Genomic DNA, 18,789 nt, shown 5'->3' with positions numbered 1-18,789 from the left:
ACTGTGCATGGGGTTGTTTTCACGCTTTTGATTTTGGATGGTCCGCCCATGTGAATCCATTTGACTCCTGCCCGATTCTGATTCGACTCCGCGCCGTCCCCAGCTTTAAGGAACGCGCCATCGAAACGCCGCTTGTGCGACGGCGCGAAACTCCATCTAGTGCGAGCCAACCAACGTCCCGCGACATCTTGCGTGAACGGAACAGGACTCAACACGGAGTCAGCGATTCGGCCGCGATTCGTTCTGGAGTCGTTCCGAAGCTTAAAACCAACGGGAAAAGCGTCGCAAAGTGAGACAGTTGCGCGAGGATTGGGGAGAGCCGCCGCGTTCTCCGCTGTCATGCCCCGGCTTGACCGGGGCATCCAGTACGCCGCGCCCTCTCGGCTTGATCTGCGCCGCCTCTGGAATACTGGATCGCCCGGTCGAGCCGGGCGATGACAGCGGTGTGTGTGCGATGAGCGCTTCGCGCCATCCCGCGACGGGTTTTGGCAGGGGCCCCTGCCATCGCCCCAAACAGCACTGACATTCGCCCCAAATCGCCATTACCTATCCCCCAGATGCCCTTTGCCTCCTCCCCCTTCGCCTCCGAGCGTGCCCCCGGCGCTGGCGTCACTGCGGTGCTCGGGCCGACCAATACCGGCAAGACCCATCTGGCCATCGAACGGATGCTGGCGCATTCGTCCGGCATGATCGGGCTGCCGCTGCGGCTCTTGGCGCGCGAGGTCTACAACAAGATCGCCGATCGCGCGGGGCCCGAGGCCGTCGCGCTGATCACCGGCGAGGAGAAGATCAAGCCGAAGGCGCCGCGCTATTGGGTCTCGACCGTCGAGGCGATGCCGCGCGACCTCGACGTCTCCTTCCTCGCCGTCGACGAGGTCCAGATCGCATCGGATCTGGAACGCGGCCACGTCTTCACCGACCGCATCCTCAACCGCCGCGGCCGCGACGAGACGCTGCTGCTCGGGGCTGCAACGATGCGCCCCATCATCGAGCGGCTGCTCCCCGGCGTCTCCATGATCACCCGGCCGCGCCTGTCGCAGCTCGAATTCGCCGGCGACCGCAAGATCACGCGCCAGCCGCGGCGCACCGCGATCGTCGCGTTCTCCGCCGACGAGGTCTACGCCATCGCCGAGCTGATCCGCCGCCAGCATGGCGGCGCCGCCGTGGTGCTGGGATCTCTGTCACCGCGCACGCGCAATGCGCAGGTGGCGATGTTCCAGAACGGCGACGTCGACTATCTCGTCGCCACCGACGCGGTCGGCATGGGTCTCAACCTCGACGTCGACCACGTCGCCTTCGCCTCCGACCGCAAGTTCGACGGCCACCAGTTCCGCCGCCTGACGCCGTCCGAATTCTCGCAGATCGCCGGCCGCGCCGGTCGCGCCACGCGCAACGGCACCTTCGGCACCACCGGCCGCTGCGCGCCGTTCGAACCCGAGCTTGTGAACGCGCTGCAGAACCACACCTTCGACAGCGTCAAGGTTTTGCAATGGCGCAACGCGAGGCTGGATTTCGCCTCGCTCGGCGCGCTCCAGGTCTCGCTGAACCTCGCCCCCGGCCATGAGTCCCTGACGCGCGCGCCGATCGCCGAGGACATGCGGGTGCTCGATCACGCCGCCCGCGACGTCGAGGTGCGCGATATCGCGCATGGCAAGGCCGCCGTGGAACGGCTGTGGGAGGCCTGCCAGGTCCCGGATTACCGAAAGCTGTCGCCGGCCGCCCACGCCGAGCTGGTCACCACGCTGTACGGCTTCCTGATGCAGAAGGGCCGCATTCCCGATGCCTGGTTCGCGGCCCAGATCGACCAGGCCGACCGCGTCGACGGCGATATCGACACGCTGTCGGCCCGGATCGCGCAGATCCGCACCTGGACCTTCGTCGCCAACCGGCCGGACTGGCTCGCGGACCCCGAACATTGGCAGGGGATCGCGCGGGAGGTCGAAAATAAATTATCGGATGCGCTCCATGAACGCTTGACTGAGCGTTTCGTTGATCGCCGGACCAGTGTATTGATGCGCCGCCTGCGGGAGAACACGAGCTTGAATACGGAAATCGGCAAGACCGGCGAAGTCATCGTCGAAGGCCATGTCATCGGCCGCCTCGATGGCTTCACCTTTGCACCGGATGCGGCGGAAGCCGGCTCGGATGCGAAAGCCTTGCAGGCTGCCGCCCAGGCGGTGCTCGCCGGCGAGATCAATGCGCGCGCCGAAAAATTGGGCAATGCGCCGGACGAGCAGTTCGTGCTGACGTCCGACGGCACCATCCGCTGGACCGGCGACGCGGTGGCGCGGCTGACGGCCGCAGACGAGGCGCTGCATCCGCGCATCCGCATCATCTCCGACGAGCGGCTGACCGGCGCGCCCCGCGACAAGGTGCAGGCGCGGCTCGATCTCTGGCTCAAGACGCATATCGAAAAGCTGCTCGGGCCGATGTTCGAGCTGTCGAAGGCGGCTGACGTCACCGGCATTGCCCGCGGCATCGCCTATCAGCTGGTCGAGGCGCTCGGCGTGCTGGAGCGGCCGAAGATCGTGAGCGAGCTGAAGGATCTCGACCAGCCCTCGCGCGCCGTGCTGCGCAAATACGGCGTCCGCTTCGGCGCCTATCACCTTTATTTCCCCGGCCTCTTGAAACCCGCGGCGCGTGCACTCGCCGCGCTGCTGTGGGCGCTGAAGCAGGACAATGTCGACCTCTCGTCGCTGTCAGGCGCGCAGCATCTGGCAAGCTCGGGCCGCACCTCGTTCCCGGTCGACAAGCAGCTGCCGCGCGATGCCTATCGCGTGCTCGGCTACAAGCAGGCCGGCGAGCGCGCCGTGCGCGTCGACATTCTGGAGCGGCTTGCCGATCTCATTCGTCCGGCGCTGTCGTGGCGCGAGAATTCGCCCGGCGAAAAGCCCGCCGGCGCGTTCGATGGCCGCGGCTTTGTGGTGACGCAGGCGATGACCTCGCTCACCGGCTCGGCCGGCGAAGATTTCGCCTCGGTGCTGCGCGCGCTCGGCTATCGCATGGAAAAGCGCGCACCGCTGCCGCCGAAGCCGGCGGCGCCTGTCGCTGAGACGGTCGCGGCCGAGACTGTGCCCGCCGAGGGCAGTGCAGAGACATCGACCGAGACCGAGACTGAGATCGCGGCTGAGGCCGTTGCCGGCCTGCCGGAGGAGCCGACCGTATCCACCGAAGCCGTCGCCGAGCCGGTCACCGTCGAAGACGCGCCCGGCATGGAGCAGCACGACGCGCCCGCGCCCGAGGCCGAGCCTGTGTTGGAATCGGCCGAAGCCCCCGTCACGCCGGAAGATGCCCCCGGCATCGCACCGCCCGTTGAAGAGGCCGCAGCGCCCGCGGAGGAATCGAGCCTCGAGGCTGCGCCCGCAGAGACCGCCGCAACGGAAGCCGCCGCATCGGCCGACGCCGCTGCGCCCGTGGAACCCGCCGCCCCCGCCGAGCCCGAGCTCGTCGAGGTCTGGCGTCCCGCCGGCCGTCACGAGGATCGCAAGCCGCGCCACGAGCGCCATCGCCACCAGCGTCACCACAATCAGCCGCGTGCGCAGGACGGCGCCCAGGCAGCCGCTGCACCGGCAGAGGGCGAAGCGGCGCCGGCGGCTGATGGCGAGAAGCGCGGCGAGCGTCACCGCCATGGCGGTCATCGCAGGGATGGCGGCAAGGATTTCCGCAAGCCCCGCGAGGGCGGTGCCGAAGGCGCGCCGCGCCAGGATGGACGCGAGAACCGCAGCTTCCAAGGTAGAGATCAGGGCAAGGATCGCGACAAGGATCGCGATCGCAACAAGGGCAAGTTCGGCGGCGATCGCGACAAGGGCCGCGACAATCGTGGCCGCGACCGCGACAAGGGCCGCGACCGCCAGGGCGGTCCCTCGCTGCGTCCCTACGCCTCGAGTGCGAATCCGCGCGAGCGCGATCGTCCGATCGATCCGAACTCGCCCTTCGCCAAGCTCGCTGCGTTGAAGGAGCAGCTCGCGGGGCGTAAGGAATAGCCAAGAGGAAGGAACAAGAGGAAGGAAGAGGAAGAACGCCCACGACCGAACGGCAGCGCCTCGACAAATGGCTGTGGCATGCGCGGGTGGTGAAGGCGCGCACCTCGGCGGCTGAGCTCGTCGAAACCGGCCATGTCCGCATCAATGGCGTGCGCGAGAAGTCGCCGGGACATGCGGTCAAGATCGGCGACGTGCTGACGATCGCGCTCGATCGCACCGTGCGCGTCCTGAAAGTGGCCGCCTTCAACGAGCGCCGCGGCGATGCTGCTTCGGCGCGCGTGCTCTACGAGGAGCTCGGCGAGGCCAAGCGCAACTAGAAGCGCAATTAATTGCGCAATGCATTCATTTCTTGGTCGATCACGCGCGGAAAGCAGCCATGATCGGCCGCTCCCGACCTTGCGGCGCCGGGCCATCCGCGCTACGCAAGCCGCGACTTTTAAAAGAGCTTTTCGGAGCGTTGGATGACTTACGTCGTCACTGAAGCCTGCATCAAGTGCAAGTACACCGACTGCGTCGAGGTCTGCCCGGTCGACTGTTTCTATGAGGGTGAGAACATGCTCGTCATCCACCCGGACGAGTGCATCGATTGCGGCGTGTGCGAGCCGGAATGCCCCGCCGACGCCATCAAGCCGGACACGGAACCGGGCTTGGAAAAGTGGCTTTCGGTCAACGCCGACTACGCCAAGAGCTGGCCGAACATCACCCAGAAGAAAGAATCACCCGCCGACGCCAAGGAATTCGACGGGATGGAAGGCAAGTTCGAGAAGTATTTTTCGCCGAACCCCGGCTCGGGCGACTAATTCGGGCTCAAACTTAACCCTATTAGCTTCAAACGCGCCGAAAACCAGCCCTCAAGACCCCTAAATCATTGATTTTTGCGGGAAATGTGCTATATTGGGCACATCAAGCTGAACCCCGTCAGCCCACTTGGCCCCTCTGGGTTCCCGTGAAACCAAATGTCGAACAGGGGCGTGGCAGTTTCCGCGCGCAGGCTGTGTCACAGAAAACGCGTAAAAAGAGTACTTCAGCGAGGGCTTCCCATAAGGAGGCCAAAAAAGTCGCCGCGGCCAGCCGTAGCGCATCCAAGGGTCGGGCCGCTGCCAAGGCGCCGCCGGCTGCAAAGTCCTCGAAGAACAAAAGAAGCGCAATGCCTCATAAGACTGCCAAAACTGCCGCGAAAGCGACCGTTTCCAAGCCTGCTGCCAAGGCTGCCACTTCCAAGGCTGCCCTTTCCAAGGCTCCCGCTCATAAGGCTCCCGCTCACAAGCCTGTTGCTTCGAAGGCGCCTGTTGCTGCCGCCCCTGCCAAGGCCCCCGTCGCTGCCAAGCCGGCCGTGAAGGCCGCTGCACCCGCGCCGAAGGTCGAGGAAAAGAAGGTCGTGACGCAGCGCCAGGGCTTCAAGGCCAACGAATTCGTCGTCTATCCCGCTCATGGCGTCGGCCAGATCCTGGCCATCGAGGAGCAGGAGATCGCCGGTGCCAAGCTCGAGCTGTTCGTCATCAACTTCATCAAGGACAAGATGACGCTGCGCGTTCCGACCGCGAAGGTCGCCAACGTCGGCATGCGCAAGCTCTCCGAGCCCGCGCTGGTCAAGAAGGCGCTCGAGACGCTCAAGGGCCGCGCCCGCGTCAAGCGCACCATGTGGTCGCGCCGCGCCCAGGAGTACGAAGCGAAGATCAATTCGGGCGACATCGTCGCGATCGCGGAAGTGGTGCGCGATCTCTACCGCTCCGAATCGCAGCCCGAGCAGTCCTACAGCGAACGCCAGCTCTATGAAGCGGCGCTCGATCGTCTGTCGCGCGAGATCGCGGTGGTGCAGCACTCGACCGAGACCGAAGCGGTCAAGGAGATCGAAGCCCAGCTCGCCAAGAGCCCGCGCCGCACCGGCGCCAAGACGGAAGCCGCCGACGGCGAGGCCGATACGGATGCCGAGGGCGATGCCGACGACGCCGATGGCGCCACCGTCGCCGACGAGGCCGCGTAAGCGTCTCTCGCGTCCATCGCAGAGATCAAAAGCCCGGCCAAATGGCCGGGCTTTTTTGTTCGGGCCGCTTGTTCGGAACGACGACGGAAGCGTAGCGCGAAGCTGGCAACAAATTCCGCGTCGTCCCGGCGAAGGCCGGGACCCATTACCCCAGGAAGGAGTTGTAAGGAGCGCTTCGGTAACCACGAGTCTTCGTCAAACCACCTCCTGTGGCTATGGGTCCCGGCCTTCGCCGGGAAGACGAGAGGCTACTTCACCGGCCGCTTCTCGAGCTTCCTTGCCAATGTCCGGCGATGCATCCCGAGCCGTCGCGCTGCTTCCGAGATGTTGAAATCCGTCTCGATCAGGGTCTGGTGGATGCGTTCCCATTCCAGCGTCTTGATCGAGGTCGGCCGCGCATCGAGCGCGACTTCGGTGTTGCCTTCGGCCTTGTTGAAGGCGGCCTCGATGTCGTCGGTGTTGGAAGGTTTTGCAAGATAATGGGAGGCCCCCAATTTGATCGCTTCGACGGCGGTGGCGATGCTGGCAAAGCCCGTGAGCACCACGATCAGCATTTCCTCATCGTGGGTGTGCAGGAGCTCGACGCAGGCAAGGCCAGAGGCGCCGCCGAGCTTGAGATCGACCACGGCGTAACCGAAGGACTGTTCCTCCAGGACCATGCGCACCTCTTCGATCGAGGCGGCCAGCACCACCTCGTAGCCGCGGCGCTCGAACGAGCGCTTCAGCGTGCGCGCAAAGCCGGCATCGTCCTCGACCACGATGAGCGAACGGTCAGACGTCAAAGCTGCCTCCGATCGCGAGCGTTGCGAGCGGCAGCGTGAGGCGGACGGTGGCGCCGCGCTTCCGGTGGTTCTCGGCGGTGACGCTGCCGCCGAGCTTGCGCACCACGTTCACCACCAGGAACAGGCCGAGCCCGCCGCCGGCGCGGCCCTTGCTGGAGTGATAGGGCTTTCCGAGCTGTGCCAGCATCTCCGGCGCAAAGCCCGGGCCGCGGTCGCTGATCGAGAGCACGAGATTGTCGCCCTCGCGCTCGGCCACGAGTTCCACCCACTCGCGCGAGACCTCATAGGCATTGTCGAGCACGTTGAAGATGACCTGCTTCAGCGCCACGTCGGAGACGATCGCGACGTCCTCGCCGAACGTGTTGACGAAATACAGCGTGCGTGCCGAGCGTGCGTTGCGCCATTCCTCGACCAATGCGGTGACGAAGGCCGTCACCGTCGTCGGCGACGAGCCTTCACCGCGCGCTTCGCCGGCCGAGACCAGAATGCCGGTGACGATCGACTTGCAGCGCTGCAGCGAGGTCTCCATCTCGGCGAGATCCTCGGCGAGCTCCTGGTCGGCGGCGAGATTCGGCATGCGGCGCCAGTCGCCGAGGATGACGGAGAGCGACGCGAGCGGCGTGCCGAGCTCATGCGCGGCGCCGGACGCGAGCAGGCCCATGCGGACGATGTGATCCTGCTCGGCTGCATGCTGGCGCAGCGCCGCCAGATGCGCGTCGCGTTCGCGCAGGTTCCGATTGATGCGGGTGACGAACACGACCAGCAGCACGGCGTTGAGGACGAAACCCAAAAGCATGCCGGCAACGGTGAGGCTGTAGGTTTCGCTGAGCGGATTGGGCGGCAGCTCGAGCGGCCGGTAGGCCAGCGTCAGCCAGACGAAGCTGGCGCAGGTCAGCGCGACCAGCGACCAGGTCGAACGGGCATCGAGCAGCACCGCGCCTAGCGTCACCTGAAGCAGGAACAGCGAGGTGAAGGGATTGGTGGCGCCGCCGCTGAGGTAGAGCTGCGCGGTCAGGGCCGCGACATCCAGCATCAGCGCAACCAAGAGCTCGTTGTTGGTAATCGCGGCCCGATGGCGTACCCAGACCAGGCTCGAGACGTTGAGCAGCACCAGCGCACCGATCACCGCGCCCATCCGGGCGAGCGGCAGCGGAATGCCGAGCCAGAAATGCACGCCGCCGATGGTCACGATCTGGCCGACCACTGCGGTCCAGCGCAGCTGGATCAGCAGCGCCATGTTCTTGCGGTTGGTTTCGTCGTCGGTCGGAGCCGCGCCAATCAGCTCGCTGCGCGCGTCCGCCTGCGATTGCAGTGTGACGGCCAACTCGCCTCGCAAAGGCGACTTTCCGTCGTCAGGTCGGCTCGACGATCGTTCCAGCATCTGATCCCGTCCTGCGGGCGGCGCTATCGCCGGCCGGTTCGTGGACGAAGCGCCTGCCCCGGAACAGCCCGCCGCCGAATGTGACGAAAAGTTTACCGGCCAGCATGAAAGCGAGGGCAAACCACGTCAGCGCGTAGATCAGGTGGTTATTGGGAAAGCGGACCACGGTCAATCCGCCGATTGGACCGCCGCCGGATTGTGATCCGGCGTCGGCATCGATGAAGAATGGGGCGATGTCGTGCAGGTCCCGCGCGGCGGCGATTGCGGCGACGTCCCGCGAATACCAGCGGTCGTGAACGGGGTCGTTGGTCCTCAGGAAGCCACCTTTCGGCTCGCTCATCCGGAGCAGGCCGGTGACTTTGACATGGTCTTTGACCTGGCCTTGGACCTGGCCTTGCCGATTGCCTTCCTGTCGCGTCGATGCGTCGCGCCGCTCGGACGGAACGAAGCCGCGATTGATCAGGACCAGCGTGCCGTCGTCGCGCCGGAGCGGCGTCAGCACCCAATAGCCGGGGCCTTCCTCGGTAACGGCCTGGACCGGCGCCTCGCGGTCATGCAGGAAGCGGCCGGTGACGGCGACGTGCCTGTATTCATCGCTTGCGGCGGTGACCGTCGGCCACGATGTCGGCGAGGGGATCGGCTGTGCGGCGGCATGGACGCGCTGCTCGACACGGTCGATCAGCGCTAGCTTCCAGGCGCGGCGTTCGATCTGCCAGACGCCGAGGCCGATCAGCAGCGCGAAAGCCGTGAGCGAGACGACCGTGAGCCACAAAGGGGGACGCGCAGCCTTGCCGCGCGCGCCCTTTGCCTTGCCTGTCACGGCCTCGCTCACTTCATCCCGGTCATCTGATGGATCGGCATCATGTTGCTGTTGAGGTGGCTCATCACCCAAAGCGAACCGGACAGTGCGATCACGACCATGACGATGGTGAAGATCAGCGCCATCATGCTCCAGCCGTTCTCGGACTTGGTGTTCATGTGCAGGAAGTAGATCATGTGCACGACGATCTGCACCACCGCGAACGCCATAATGACGAGCGCGGTGATCTGCTTGCTCGGAAGTGCACCGCTCATCACCAGCCAAAACGGGATCGCGGTGAGCACGACCGAAAGCACGAAGCCGAGCAGGTAGGTCGACAGCGAGCCGTGCGAATGGTCGTCGTGATGATGGTCCGCGTGGACGGCGTGGGTGTCGGTGTTCATCGCAGAACTCCCAGGAGATAGACGAAGGTGAAGACGCCGATCCAGACGACGTCGAGGAAATGCCAGAACATCGACAGGCACATCAGGCGACGGCGGTTGGCCTCGATCAGGCCGAACTTCCAGACCTGCACCATCAAGGTCACCAGCCAGATCAGGCCGCAGGAAACGTGCAGGCCGTGGGTGCCGACCAGCGTGAAGAAGGCGGACAGGAAGGCGCTGCGTTGCGGCGTTGCGCCTTCATGGATCATGTGGGCGAACTCGGTGAGCTCGATGCCGATGAAGGCGAGGCCGAACAGGCCGGTGACCGCCAGCCACATCTGCGTCGCGCCGATGCGGTTCTGCGCCATCGTCAGCATGGCAAAGCCATAGGTGATCGACGACAGCAGCAGCATCGAGGTGTTCACCGCGACCAGCGACAGGTCGAACAGATCCTTCGGCGCCGGGCCGGCGGCATAATTGCCGCCGAGCACGCCGAAGGTGGCGAACAGGATCGCGAAGATGAGGCAGTCGCTCATCAGATAGATCCAGAAGCCGAGCGAGGTGCTCCAGCCTTCCGGATGCGGATGTTCGTCGGCGAGGTAGAAGATCGGCTCGCCCGATTGGGTGGGATTGACAGCGATCGTCATTTACTTGGCTCCGGCGAGCAGTTTGGTGCGCGCGTCTTCGGTCCGGATGACCTCGTCGGCCGGGATGTCGAAGTCGCGGTGATAGTTGAAGGTGTGGCCGATTCCGACGGCGAGCAACGCGATGAAGCTCGCAGCCGCAAGCCACCACATGTACCAGATCAGGCCGAATCCCATCGCGGTGGCGAAGCCGGCGAGGATGATGCCGGTGCCGGTGTTGCTCGGCATGTGGATCGGTTTGAAGCCGAGAAGCGGACGGACGTAGCCGCGCTTCTTCATGTCCCACCACGCGTCATTGTCGTGAACGACGGGGGTGAAGGCGAAGTTGTAGGCCGGCGGCGGCGAGGAGGTCGCCCATTCCAGCGTGCGCGCATCCCAGGGATCGCCGGTGACGTCCTTGAGCTGCTCGCGCTTGAGGAAGCTGACGGCGAACTGCATCAGCATCGAGAGGATGCCGAGGAAGACCAGGAAAGCGCCGATGCCGGCGACGATGAACCAGATCTGCAGGCTCGGATCGTCGAACACGCGCAGGCGCCGGGTCACGCCCATCAGGCCGAGCACATAGAGCGGCATGAAGGCGAGGTAGAAGCCGGTGACCCAGAACCAGAACGACAGCTTGCCCCAGAACGGATCGAGCTTGAAGCCGAACGCCTTCGGGAACCAGTAGCCGATGCCGGCGAATGCGCCGAACACGACGCCGCCGATGATCACGTTGTGGAAGTGCGCGATCAGGAACAGGCTATTGTGGAGCACGAAGTCGGCCGGCGGCACCGCGAGCAGAACGCCGGTCATGCCGCCGAGCACGAAGGTCAGCATGAAGGCGATCGTCCACATCATCGGCAGCTCGAAGCGAATCCGGCCGCGATACATCGTGAACAGCCAGTTGAACATCTTCGCGCCCGTCGGGATCGAGATGATCATCGTGGTGATGCCGAAGAACGAGTTGACGCTGGCGCCCGACCCCATCGTGAAGAAGTGGTGCAGCCAGACCAGATACGACAGGATGGTGATGACCACCGTGGCGTAGACCATCGAGGTGTAGCCGAACAGCCGCTTGCCCGAGAAGGTCGAGGTCACTTCGGAGAAGATGCCGAACGCGGGGAGAACCAGGATGTAGACCTCGGGATGGCCCCAGATCCAGATCAGGTTCACGTACATCATTGGGCTGCCGCCGAAATCGTTCGTGAAGAAGTTGGTGCCGACGTAGCGATCGAGCGAGAGCAGCGCGAGCACGACGGTCAGAACCGGGAAGGAGGCGACGATCAGCACGTTGGTGCAGAGCGAGGTCCAGGTGAAGACCGGCATCCGCATCATGGTCATGCCCGGCGCCCGCAGCTTGACGATGGTGCAGATCAGGTTGATGCCGGACAGCGTCGTGCCGACGCCCGCGACCTGCAGTCCCCATATGTAATAGTCGACGCCGACGTCCGGACTGTAGCCGATGTTCGACAGCGGCGGATAAGCCAGCCAGCCGGTGCGGGCGAATTCGCCGATGAACAGCGAGGCCATCACCAGCACCGCGCCGCCGACCGTCATCCAGAAGCTGAAATTGTTCAGGAACGGGAACGACACGTCGCGCGCGCCGATCTGGAGCGGCACGACGAAGTTCATCAGGCCGGTGACCAGCGGCATCGCCACGAAGAAGATCATGATCACGCCGTGGGCGGTGAAGACCTGGTCGTAGTGATGGGCGTTGAGGTAGCCCTCGGAGCCGCCAAAGGCGAGCGCCTGCTGCAATCGCATCATCAGCGCGTCGGCGAAGCCGCGCAGCAGCATCACGATGCCGAGGATCATGTACATGATGCCGATGCGCTTGTGGTCGACGCTGGTGAACCACTCGCGCCACAGATAGCCCCACACACGGAAATAGGTGAGACCAGCGAACATGACGAGGCCGCCGGTCGCGACCACCGCAAAGGTGCCGACCACGATCGGCTCGTGCAGCGGCAGCGATTCGATGGTGAGCCGGCCAAAGATGAGCTTGAGAAGATCAGGAGACATGCGTGCTCTCTTTAGGAGTCTGACTTCGGAAATTGTCCGAAGAAGAAGGACGAAGACTTGAGCGGCGCGAAGGTCGGGCGCTTCAGGCCGGCGCCGAGCAGCGGCGCGGTGTCGAGCGGCGCCTTGATGGCCGCCGTCGTCTGGCCCTGCGGCGCCTCGGGCGTGCAGGTGCCGGCGACAAAGGTCGGCTCGCCGCCAAGCGCGGTGCCGCGGCGGGCGTACTTGTCGTAGGCCAGCGGCAGGGTGTTGTTGAGGCCCTCATGACCGAGGCCGCCCTTGGCGTCGATCGCCATCATCTCGCTCTGGCACATCTTGCCGGTCTCGACGCACATGTTGAGGATCAGGCGATAGAGATCGGAATCGATGGTGCCGTAGCGCCGCACCGGCTCGTTCTGGCTCGGCTTCTCGAGCTGGAGATATTCGGCGCGGCCGAGCGTGCTGCCGGCCGATTTGGCGCCGGCGATCCAGCCGTCAAAGCCCTTGTCGTCGAGGGCATGGAAGGCGAAGTGCATGCCGGAGAAACCGGCACCGCTGTAATTCGCCGAAAAACCCTTGTAGGTGCCGGAATGGTTCACCACGGCGTGGAGCTTGGTCTCCATGCCCGGCATCGCGTAGATCTGGCCGGCCAGCGCGGGGATGTAGAACGAGTTCATCACCGAGGATGCGGTGATGCGGAAGTTGATCGGGCGATCGACCGGTGCCGCAAGCTCGTTGACGGTGGCGATGCCGTAATCCGGATAGATAAAGAGCCATTTCCAGTCGAGCGCGACGACGTCGACCTCGAGCGGGGCCCTGGACTGATCCACGGCGCGATCCGCGTTGATGCGGCCGAGCGTGCGGTAGGGATCGAGCAGATGCGTGCCCATCCAGGTCAGCGCACCCAGGCAGACGATGATCAGCAGCGGCGCCGACCAGATCACCAGCTCGAGCTTGGTCGAGTGATCCCAATCCGGCTCATAGCGCGCGCTCGTGTTGGTCTGGCGGTAGCGCCAGGCGAACAGCACCGTCAGCGCCATCACGGGGACGACGATCAGGAGCATCAGGACGGTGGAGATGATGACGAGGTCGCGCTGCTGGGCAGCGATATCGCCGGCTGGCGCCAGCACGATGTAGTTGCAACCGCTTAGCGCAACTGCCAAGGGTAGTAACGCCAGGATCTTGAGACGAGACACGGGCTGAGCCTTATGAGAATGAGTTTCCTTTGCGGGGCCAAGGGGTAGCTGCGGCGCAGCAATCCGGACATTGGACAATTTGTCCAATGTTGCAGTGCGGAATGTTGCGCCAGACAAGTCCAGATTGCCCGGCACCCGCCGGGCGGTCGGCATTGGTTTTCAGGACGTTAAGGGCGCTACGCATGGCGACGGCACAGACCCCCGCAATGGCAGACCTCCACTCCGGCGAGCACGGCCACGATCAGGCCAGTGCCGGCGAGATCGCCATCGGCGTCATCATCGGCCGCACATCGGAATTCTTCGACTTCTTCGTCTTCGCGATCGCCTCGGTGATCGTATTCCCGCGCCTGGTGTTCCCGTTCGCGAGCGAACTCACCGGAACGCTTTATTCCTTCACGATCTTTGCGCTGGCCTTCATGGCCCGGCCGATCGGCACCGTCATTTTCATGACGGTGGACCGCGAGTACGGCAAGACGGCCAAGCTGATCTCGGCGCTGTTCCTGCTCGGCACCGCGACCGTCGCGATCGCGTTCCTGCCGGGTTATCGCGAGATCGGCAGCGCCGCGATCTGGCTGCTGGCGCTGGCGCGGATCGCGCAGGGTCTGGCCTGGGGCGGTGCCTGGGACGGTCTGGCCTCGCTGCTGGCGCTGAATGCGCCGCCCTCGAAGCGCGGCTGGTACGCCATGGTGCCGCAGTTGGGGGCGCCGCTCGGGCTGATCGTGGCGAGCGCGCTGTTCGCCTATTTCGCCGGCAATCTCTCGGCCGATGATTTCTTCGACTGGGGCTGGCGCTACCCGTTCTTCGTTGCGTTTGCCATCAACGTCGTGGCGCTGTTCGCCCGCCTGCGCATGGTGACGACGGAGGAATATGCTTCGCTGTTCGAGACCCGCGAATTGCAGCCGTCGCGCATCTCCGACACCGTCGCCCACGAAGGCCACAACATCATGCTGGGGGCGTTCGCGCCGCTGGCGAGCTTCGCGCTGTTCCACATGGTCACGGTGTTTCCGCTGTCCTGGGTGTTCCTGTTCACCCGCGAAAGCCCGGTGCGGTTCTTGATCATCGAGATCGTCGCCGCAGTGTTCGGGGTCGGCGCGATCGTGCTGTCCGGCATCATCGCCGACCGTGTCGGCCGCAAGTCGCTGCTGATGGGCTCGGCGATCGCGATCGCGGTCTATAGCGGCTTCGCCCCGCAGCTGCTCGATGCCGGCGCGTTCGGCGAGACCATCTACATGGTGATCGGCTTCATCCTGCTCGGCCTGTCCTTCGGCCAGTCCTCGGGCGCCATCGCCTCGAACTTCAAGCAGATGTACCGCTACACGGCGTCCGCGCTGACCTCCGACATGGCCTGGCTGTTCGGCGCCGGCTTTGCTCCGCTCGCAGCTTTGTTGCTCGCGACCAATCTCGGCGTCATCGCCTCGGGTGCCTATCTGCTCTCCGGCGCGTTCTGGACCCTGCTGGCGCTCTGGCTCAGCGGCCAGCGCGAGGCGGGGGACATGGACGCGGGCGGTTAGGGCTTCAGCTGTAGCTACGAAAGCGATGTCGTCCCGGCCTAGTGCGCAATTGCGCACGGGGGCCGGGACCCATACCGCGTGATCTATCGAACGCGGATGGTCTTAATCCCGAACGACGAGCATCCGCCAAATTGCTCCCTGTGGTTATGGGTCCCGGCCTTCGCCGGGACGACGGCAGATTATGAGGCCGCGCGTCAATCCGCCACGACCTTCACGCGGTCGCGCACCTTCACCTGCGCGTTGCGATCGAGGCCGTTGAGCACGCGAAAACGCTCGGCCGGGTGATCGACGCCGGCCATGCGGTGGGAGAGTGATTCCACGGTGTCGCCGGGCTGCACCGTGATCACCTTGATGCGCAACGGACGGGCGGCCTGGATTTCCTCGAGGGTCAGGCGGCGGAACGAATTGACGGTCTCGCGTGCGTTGCGCTCGCTCTCGGTCGACTTCTGCCTCGTGGCGAAGATGAAGCGGTAGACGTCGCTGCCGAAGCGTAGCGCGTAGACCTTGAACTGCCACTGGTCGCCCTTGGCGGTGGCGGAGGCGGCCGGAAAGCCGTTGATGGTGATATCCTCGGTCGAGGTCTTGTCGACGCCTTCCATCCAGCCCGAATTGAGGTAGTCGCCGAGCGACTGCTCGGCCGGCACCCGCACGACGTCGAAGCGCATCGCCTGCGAGCCGCCGTCGCGCACGCCGATTACGGCCTGCGCAGTGTTGTCGAGCGTAAAATTGTCCGGCGCCTGGAAGGTGAAGCCGAGCTTTGGGTGCAGAAAGCGCCGGCCGCGGACGAAGCCTTCGCTGGGGTCCTCGCCATAGACGAGGTTGTCGATCGCGGCGAGGTAAGTCTCGCGGTCGCGTTCGGCGCCTTCAGGCGCGGCGTACTGCCGCGCGATGGTCTGCGCGTTCTGCACGCGCTCCGGGGTAGCCGGATGCGACGAGGTAAAATCCTGTGCGCGCGGATCGAGCGTGGTCTTGCCGGCCTTGAGCTCCGCATTGCGCTCCATCGCCGAGAGAAAGCGCGACGCGCCATAGGGGTCGAAATGCGCGCGCGCGGAAAGGCCTACCCCGACGGCGTCGGCCTCGAACTCCTGGTTACGCGAAAAGCTCGCCATGGTGAGTTTGGTCTTGGCAAGCGCAAGCGCGGTGAGATCGGGATCGTTGCTCATGTCGGTGACGACGCGGGTGACGATCGCGGCCTGGCGCGCCTGGTCCTCGCGCATCGCGGCGTGCTTGGACAGCACATGCGCCATCTCGTGGCTGAGCACGGAAGACAATTCCGAGGTGTCGCTGGCGAGCGCGAGCAGGCCGCGCGTGACATAGAGCTGCCCGTTCGGTAGCGCAAAGGCGTTGACCGCGCCGGAATTGAGAATGGTCACCCTGTAGCCCTGGTCGGGACGGTCGGACGCCGCGACCAGCCGCTCGACGGTCTTGGTGACCAGTGATTCGAGCCGGGGGTCGTCATAGGTGCCGCCATAGCTCGCCAGGATGCGCTCGTGCTCCTTTTCGGTGGCCGGGGTCTGGGCGACCGCCGGCTTCGGCTTCGGCATCGCGATCGTCGGTGTCGTCGCAGCGGTCTGGAACCGGCCCATATCGCCGCAGCCAGCCAAGGCTGTGCCCAGCACAAGGCATAGCGCGGCCGGCGCAGCCCGCAGGCGGCGGCCATCACCTCGTCCGTGCCGTTCTAGCACCCCATCCACGTCGCTTAACCCGTGCCTGGCCTTTATGGCCTTACCCCTGTCGGCTCGCTTGCGCCCAGCAATTCGACCTGTCCCACGAGGCGTACATCGATACGCGGCCCCGTCGTCCCCTCGACCCAGCCCCGGACTCGAACGCGTCGATTTTCCAAGGACTTAAGGGCAACCCCGGCGCTCTCGAAGACCGGCAATATGCGCCTTGAAATAGTCACGGCAAAGCCGCGTGTCCAGTTCCGTCCGAAGTTGAGGTAAGTCGTTGCCCCAGCTTGCCGGACCGACAGGACTTTGCCCTCCACCACCATAAAGCGCCCGATCTCGGCCAAAATATCGTCCGGACTTTCCGCGTTTTTTATGGCCGACGGGTCAGCCCAATTGCCCTTTTTTTGGCGGCGCGCCTCGGCTTCCGACGCCATCAGGGCCGCCGCGCAGTCCTTGTCCGCAATCTCGGCGGCGACGATCGCCTCGCCCTGGGCGAGCAGGATGGCCTGCACGGAGATATCGGTCTCGCCGGTGAACATGACGGCGGCTTGGCGGCCGTAACGATCGGGGGTGTCGTCGGTGCCGCGCATGGTCACGTCGTGGCCCACCAGAAGCGACGTCAGCGCCTGCTTCGTCGTCGCGGTCGGCTCGATTCCGGTGAGACGGATTTCGCGGCCGTCGTCGAGGCGCACGCTGCGCGCATCGACGATGGCGGCGACGCGGCCCTCGCCCTGGGACTCGAACTGACAGGGTGTCGCGTGCGCGGTGATGTGCGACGCGACGAGAAGTGCGATGAGGGTGATGGACCGTTTCACGTTGCCCGGAGAGGTTGCGTTGTGTGTCGATCTTAACTCAAGCGTGGCGGGTCGCGAAGAGGCTTCTTCACACTCCGTCATTGCGAGCGAAGCGAAGCAATCCAGAGTCTTTCCGCGGTGACAAACTGGATTGCTTCGCTTCGCTCGCAATGACGTGGAAACATTGATCCGTACCTGACCATTCCGCTTTGCGGAAAACACAAGGCAATCGCAATACGCGTATCGCGCTTCTGCTTGCTGCGCTGTCGCGCATGCGGCATGATTGCGGCAACAGCAATAACCAAGCCGCCATCAGAGCACGGCGCGATAAGGGAGGTCTTTCTTCAATGAAGATAATTTTGTCGGGCATTTTTGCCGCCGCATTCGCCCTGAGCGCGAGCGCAGCGCAGGCCCAGGACAAGCCGCCATTGAAGATTGGCGGCATCCTCGACATGTCGAGCCTGTATGCCGACATCACCGGCCCCGGCAGCGAGACCGCGGCCAAGATGGCGGTGGAGGATTTCGGCGGCGAGGTGCTGGGACGCAAGATCCAGGTGCTGGCGGCCGACCATCTCAACAAGGCCGATCTGTCCGCCAACATCGCCCGCGACATGCTCGACAATCAGGGCGTCGAGATGATCTACGACGTCGCGGCCTCCGCGACCGCGCTTGCCGCCGGCGAGATTGCGAAAGCGCACAACAAGATCGTCATCTTCAACGGCCCCGGCTCGATCCGCCTCACCAACGAGGCCTGCGGTCCCTACACCGTGCACTACGTGTTCGACACGTTCGGGCAGGCCAACGTAACCGGCCTTGCGGCCGTGAAGTCCGGCCTCGACAGCTGGTTCTTCCTCACCGCCGACTACGCCTTCGGCCAGGATCTTGAGAAGGACACCAGCAACGTCGTCACCAAGACCGGTGGCAAGGTGCTGGGCAATGTCCGCCATCCTCTCAACACGTCGGATTTTTCGTCGTTCCTGCTGCAGGCTCAGGCGTCGAAGGCCAAGGTGATCGGGCTGGCGAATGCCGGCGGCGATACCGTCAACGCCATCAAGCAGGCGGCGGAGTTCGGTATCACCAAGGGCGGCCAGAAAATCTCGCCGCTGCTCGCCTTCGTTACCGATATCGATTCGATCGGCCTGGAGACGGCGCAGGGCCTGCTGCTGGCCGAGGCCTTCTACTGGGACCTCAACGACGACACGCGCGCATTCTCCAAACGCTTCGCCGAGCGCATGAAGCGGCCGCCGACCTCGGCGCAGGCCGGCGTCTACTCCTCCGTGACGCATTACCTCAAGGCCGTGAAGGCGGCAGGCACGACCGATTCGGCTGCGGTGATGAAGCTGATGAAGGAGACGCCGATCAACGACTTCTTCGCCAAGAACGGCAAGATCCGCGAAGACGGCCGCATGCTGCATGACATGTACCTGTTCGAGGTGAAAAAGCCGTCGGAGTCCAGGGGCCGTTGGGACGATTACAAGCTGCTCGCCACCGTGCCCGGCAACGAGGCGTTCCAGTCGCTGGAGCAGTCGCGCTGTCCGTTGGTGAAGAAATAAGCTTCGTCATTGCGAGGAGCCCGCGACAAAATTGCGAAGCAATTTTGCGCTGGTGCGACGAAGCAATCCAGACTGTCTCCGAAGATACATTCCTGGATTGCTTCGCTTCGCTCGCAATGACGAGTGCGGCGA

At 64.6% G+C, this 18,789-nt stretch carries 15 protein-coding genes; 6 read left to right on the top strand and 9 right to left on the bottom strand.

Features of this window, described 5'->3' with window-relative positions; genetic code table 11:
* Window positions 1-557 precede the first annotated feature (557 nt).
* The 4 genes from GWG65_RS15335 (at window position 558) to GWG65_RS15320 (ending at window position 5,967) form a co-directional block, all read left to right on the top strand.
* Window positions 558-3,983, top strand: coding sequence for a helicase-related protein (locus GWG65_RS15335; RefSeq protein ID WP_275196395.1), 3,426 nt, complete (start codon window positions 558-560; stop codon window positions 3,981-3,983).
* Window positions 3,980-4,300, top strand: coding sequence for an RNA-binding S4 domain-containing protein (locus tag GWG65_RS15330; RefSeq protein ID WP_275196536.1), 321 nt, complete (start codon window positions 3,980-3,982; stop codon window positions 4,298-4,300). The genes GWG65_RS15335 and GWG65_RS15330 overlap by 4 nt, the downstream gene beginning before the upstream one ends.
* Before the next feature lie 144 nt (window positions 4,301-4,444).
* The gene (fdxA, locus tag GWG65_RS15325; protein ID WP_027545217.1) at window positions 4,445-4,783 is read left to right on the top strand and encodes a ferredoxin FdxA; all 339 of its coding nucleotides are present in this window, start codon (window positions 4,445-4,447) and stop codon (window positions 4,781-4,783) included.
* A 347-nt stretch (window positions 4,784-5,130) separates the two neighbouring features.
* Entirely contained in the window at window positions 5,131-5,967 is an 837-nt protein-coding gene (locus GWG65_RS15320; RefSeq protein WP_275196394.1) for a CarD family transcriptional regulator, read from the top strand.
* Window positions 5,968-6,215: 248 nt separating this feature from the next.
* Here the strand turns inward: GWG65_RS15320 and GWG65_RS15315 are convergent, their stop codons facing one another.
* From GWG65_RS15315 to cyoA, 7 genes are read right to left on the bottom strand one after another with little or no spacing between them, the layout of a single operon-like run.
* Window positions 6,216-6,749, bottom strand: a complete 534-nt coding sequence (locus GWG65_RS15315) for a response regulator transcription factor (protein WP_275196393.1) — start codon at window positions 6,747-6,749, stop codon at window positions 6,216-6,218.
* Window positions 6,739-8,130: an ATP-binding protein gene (locus GWG65_RS15310; protein ID WP_275196392.1), complete on the bottom strand. Its 1,392-nt coding sequence runs from the start codon at window positions 8,128-8,130 to the stop codon at window positions 6,739-6,741. The genes GWG65_RS15315 and GWG65_RS15310 overlap by 11 nt, the downstream gene beginning before the upstream one ends.
* Entirely contained in the window at window positions 8,102-8,962 is an 861-nt protein-coding gene (locus GWG65_RS15305) for an SURF1 family protein (protein ID WP_275196391.1), read from the bottom strand. Before GWG65_RS15305 ends, GWG65_RS15310 begins: the two co-directional genes overlap by 29 nt.
* A complete protein-coding gene (gene cyoD / locus GWG65_RS15300; RefSeq protein WP_247383161.1) occupies window positions 8,959-9,333 on the bottom strand; it encodes a cytochrome o ubiquinol oxidase subunit IV in 375 nt (124 codons plus the stop codon). Before cyoD ends, GWG65_RS15305 begins: the two co-directional genes overlap by 4 nt.
* The gene (gene cyoC / locus GWG65_RS15295) at window positions 9,330-9,959 is read right to left on the bottom strand and encodes a cytochrome o ubiquinol oxidase subunit III (RefSeq protein ID WP_275196390.1); all 630 of its coding nucleotides are present in this window, start codon (window positions 9,957-9,959) and stop codon (window positions 9,330-9,332) included. Before cyoC ends, cyoD begins: the two co-directional genes overlap by 4 nt.
* Window positions 9,960-11,957: a cytochrome o ubiquinol oxidase subunit I gene (gene cyoB / locus GWG65_RS15290; protein WP_275196389.1), complete on the bottom strand. Its 1,998-nt coding sequence runs from the start codon at window positions 11,955-11,957 to the stop codon at window positions 9,960-9,962.
* Window positions 11,958-11,968: 11 nt separating this feature from the next.
* The gene (gene cyoA / locus GWG65_RS15285; protein ID WP_275196388.1) at window positions 11,969-13,129 is read right to left on the bottom strand and encodes a ubiquinol oxidase subunit II; all 1,161 of its coding nucleotides are present in this window, start codon (window positions 13,127-13,129) and stop codon (window positions 11,969-11,971) included.
* Between the two features lie 182 nt (window positions 13,130-13,311).
* On the opposite strand from cyoA, the gene GWG65_RS15280 reads away from it, so the two are divergent.
* Window positions 13,312-14,640, top strand: coding sequence for an MFS transporter (locus GWG65_RS15280; protein ID WP_275196387.1), 1,329 nt, complete (start codon window positions 13,312-13,314; stop codon window positions 14,638-14,640).
* A gap of 194 nt (window positions 14,641-14,834) precedes the next feature.
* Here GWG65_RS15280 and GWG65_RS15275 read toward each other — a convergent pair whose 3' ends face one another.
* Both GWG65_RS15275 and GWG65_RS15270 read right to left on the bottom strand, forming a co-directional pair.
* Window positions 14,835-16,226, bottom strand: coding sequence for a M48 family metalloprotease (locus GWG65_RS15275; RefSeq protein WP_275196386.1), 1,392 nt, complete (start codon window positions 16,224-16,226; stop codon window positions 14,835-14,837).
* A gap of 131 nt (window positions 16,227-16,357) precedes the next feature.
* Window positions 16,358-17,206, bottom strand: a complete 849-nt coding sequence (locus GWG65_RS15270) for a thermonuclease family protein (RefSeq protein ID WP_275196534.1) — start codon at window positions 17,204-17,206, stop codon at window positions 16,358-16,360.
* 245 nt (window positions 17,207-17,451) lie between these two features.
* On the opposite strand from GWG65_RS15270, the gene GWG65_RS15265 reads away from it, so the two are divergent.
* Window positions 17,452-18,657, top strand: a complete 1,206-nt coding sequence (locus GWG65_RS15265) for an ABC transporter substrate-binding protein (protein ID WP_275196385.1) — start codon at window positions 17,452-17,454, stop codon at window positions 18,655-18,657.
* The last annotated feature ends 132 nt before the right edge of the window (window positions 18,658-18,789 follow it).

The sequence above is a fragment of the Bradyrhizobium sp. CSA207 genome (assembly GCF_029051685.1).
In the GTDB taxonomy this organism is placed as follows: domain Bacteria; phylum Pseudomonadota; class Alphaproteobacteria; order Rhizobiales; family Xanthobacteraceae; genus Bradyrhizobium.
Note: the sequence above shows the minus strand (reverse complement) of the source record. Positions and strands in the feature narration are given on the sequence as shown.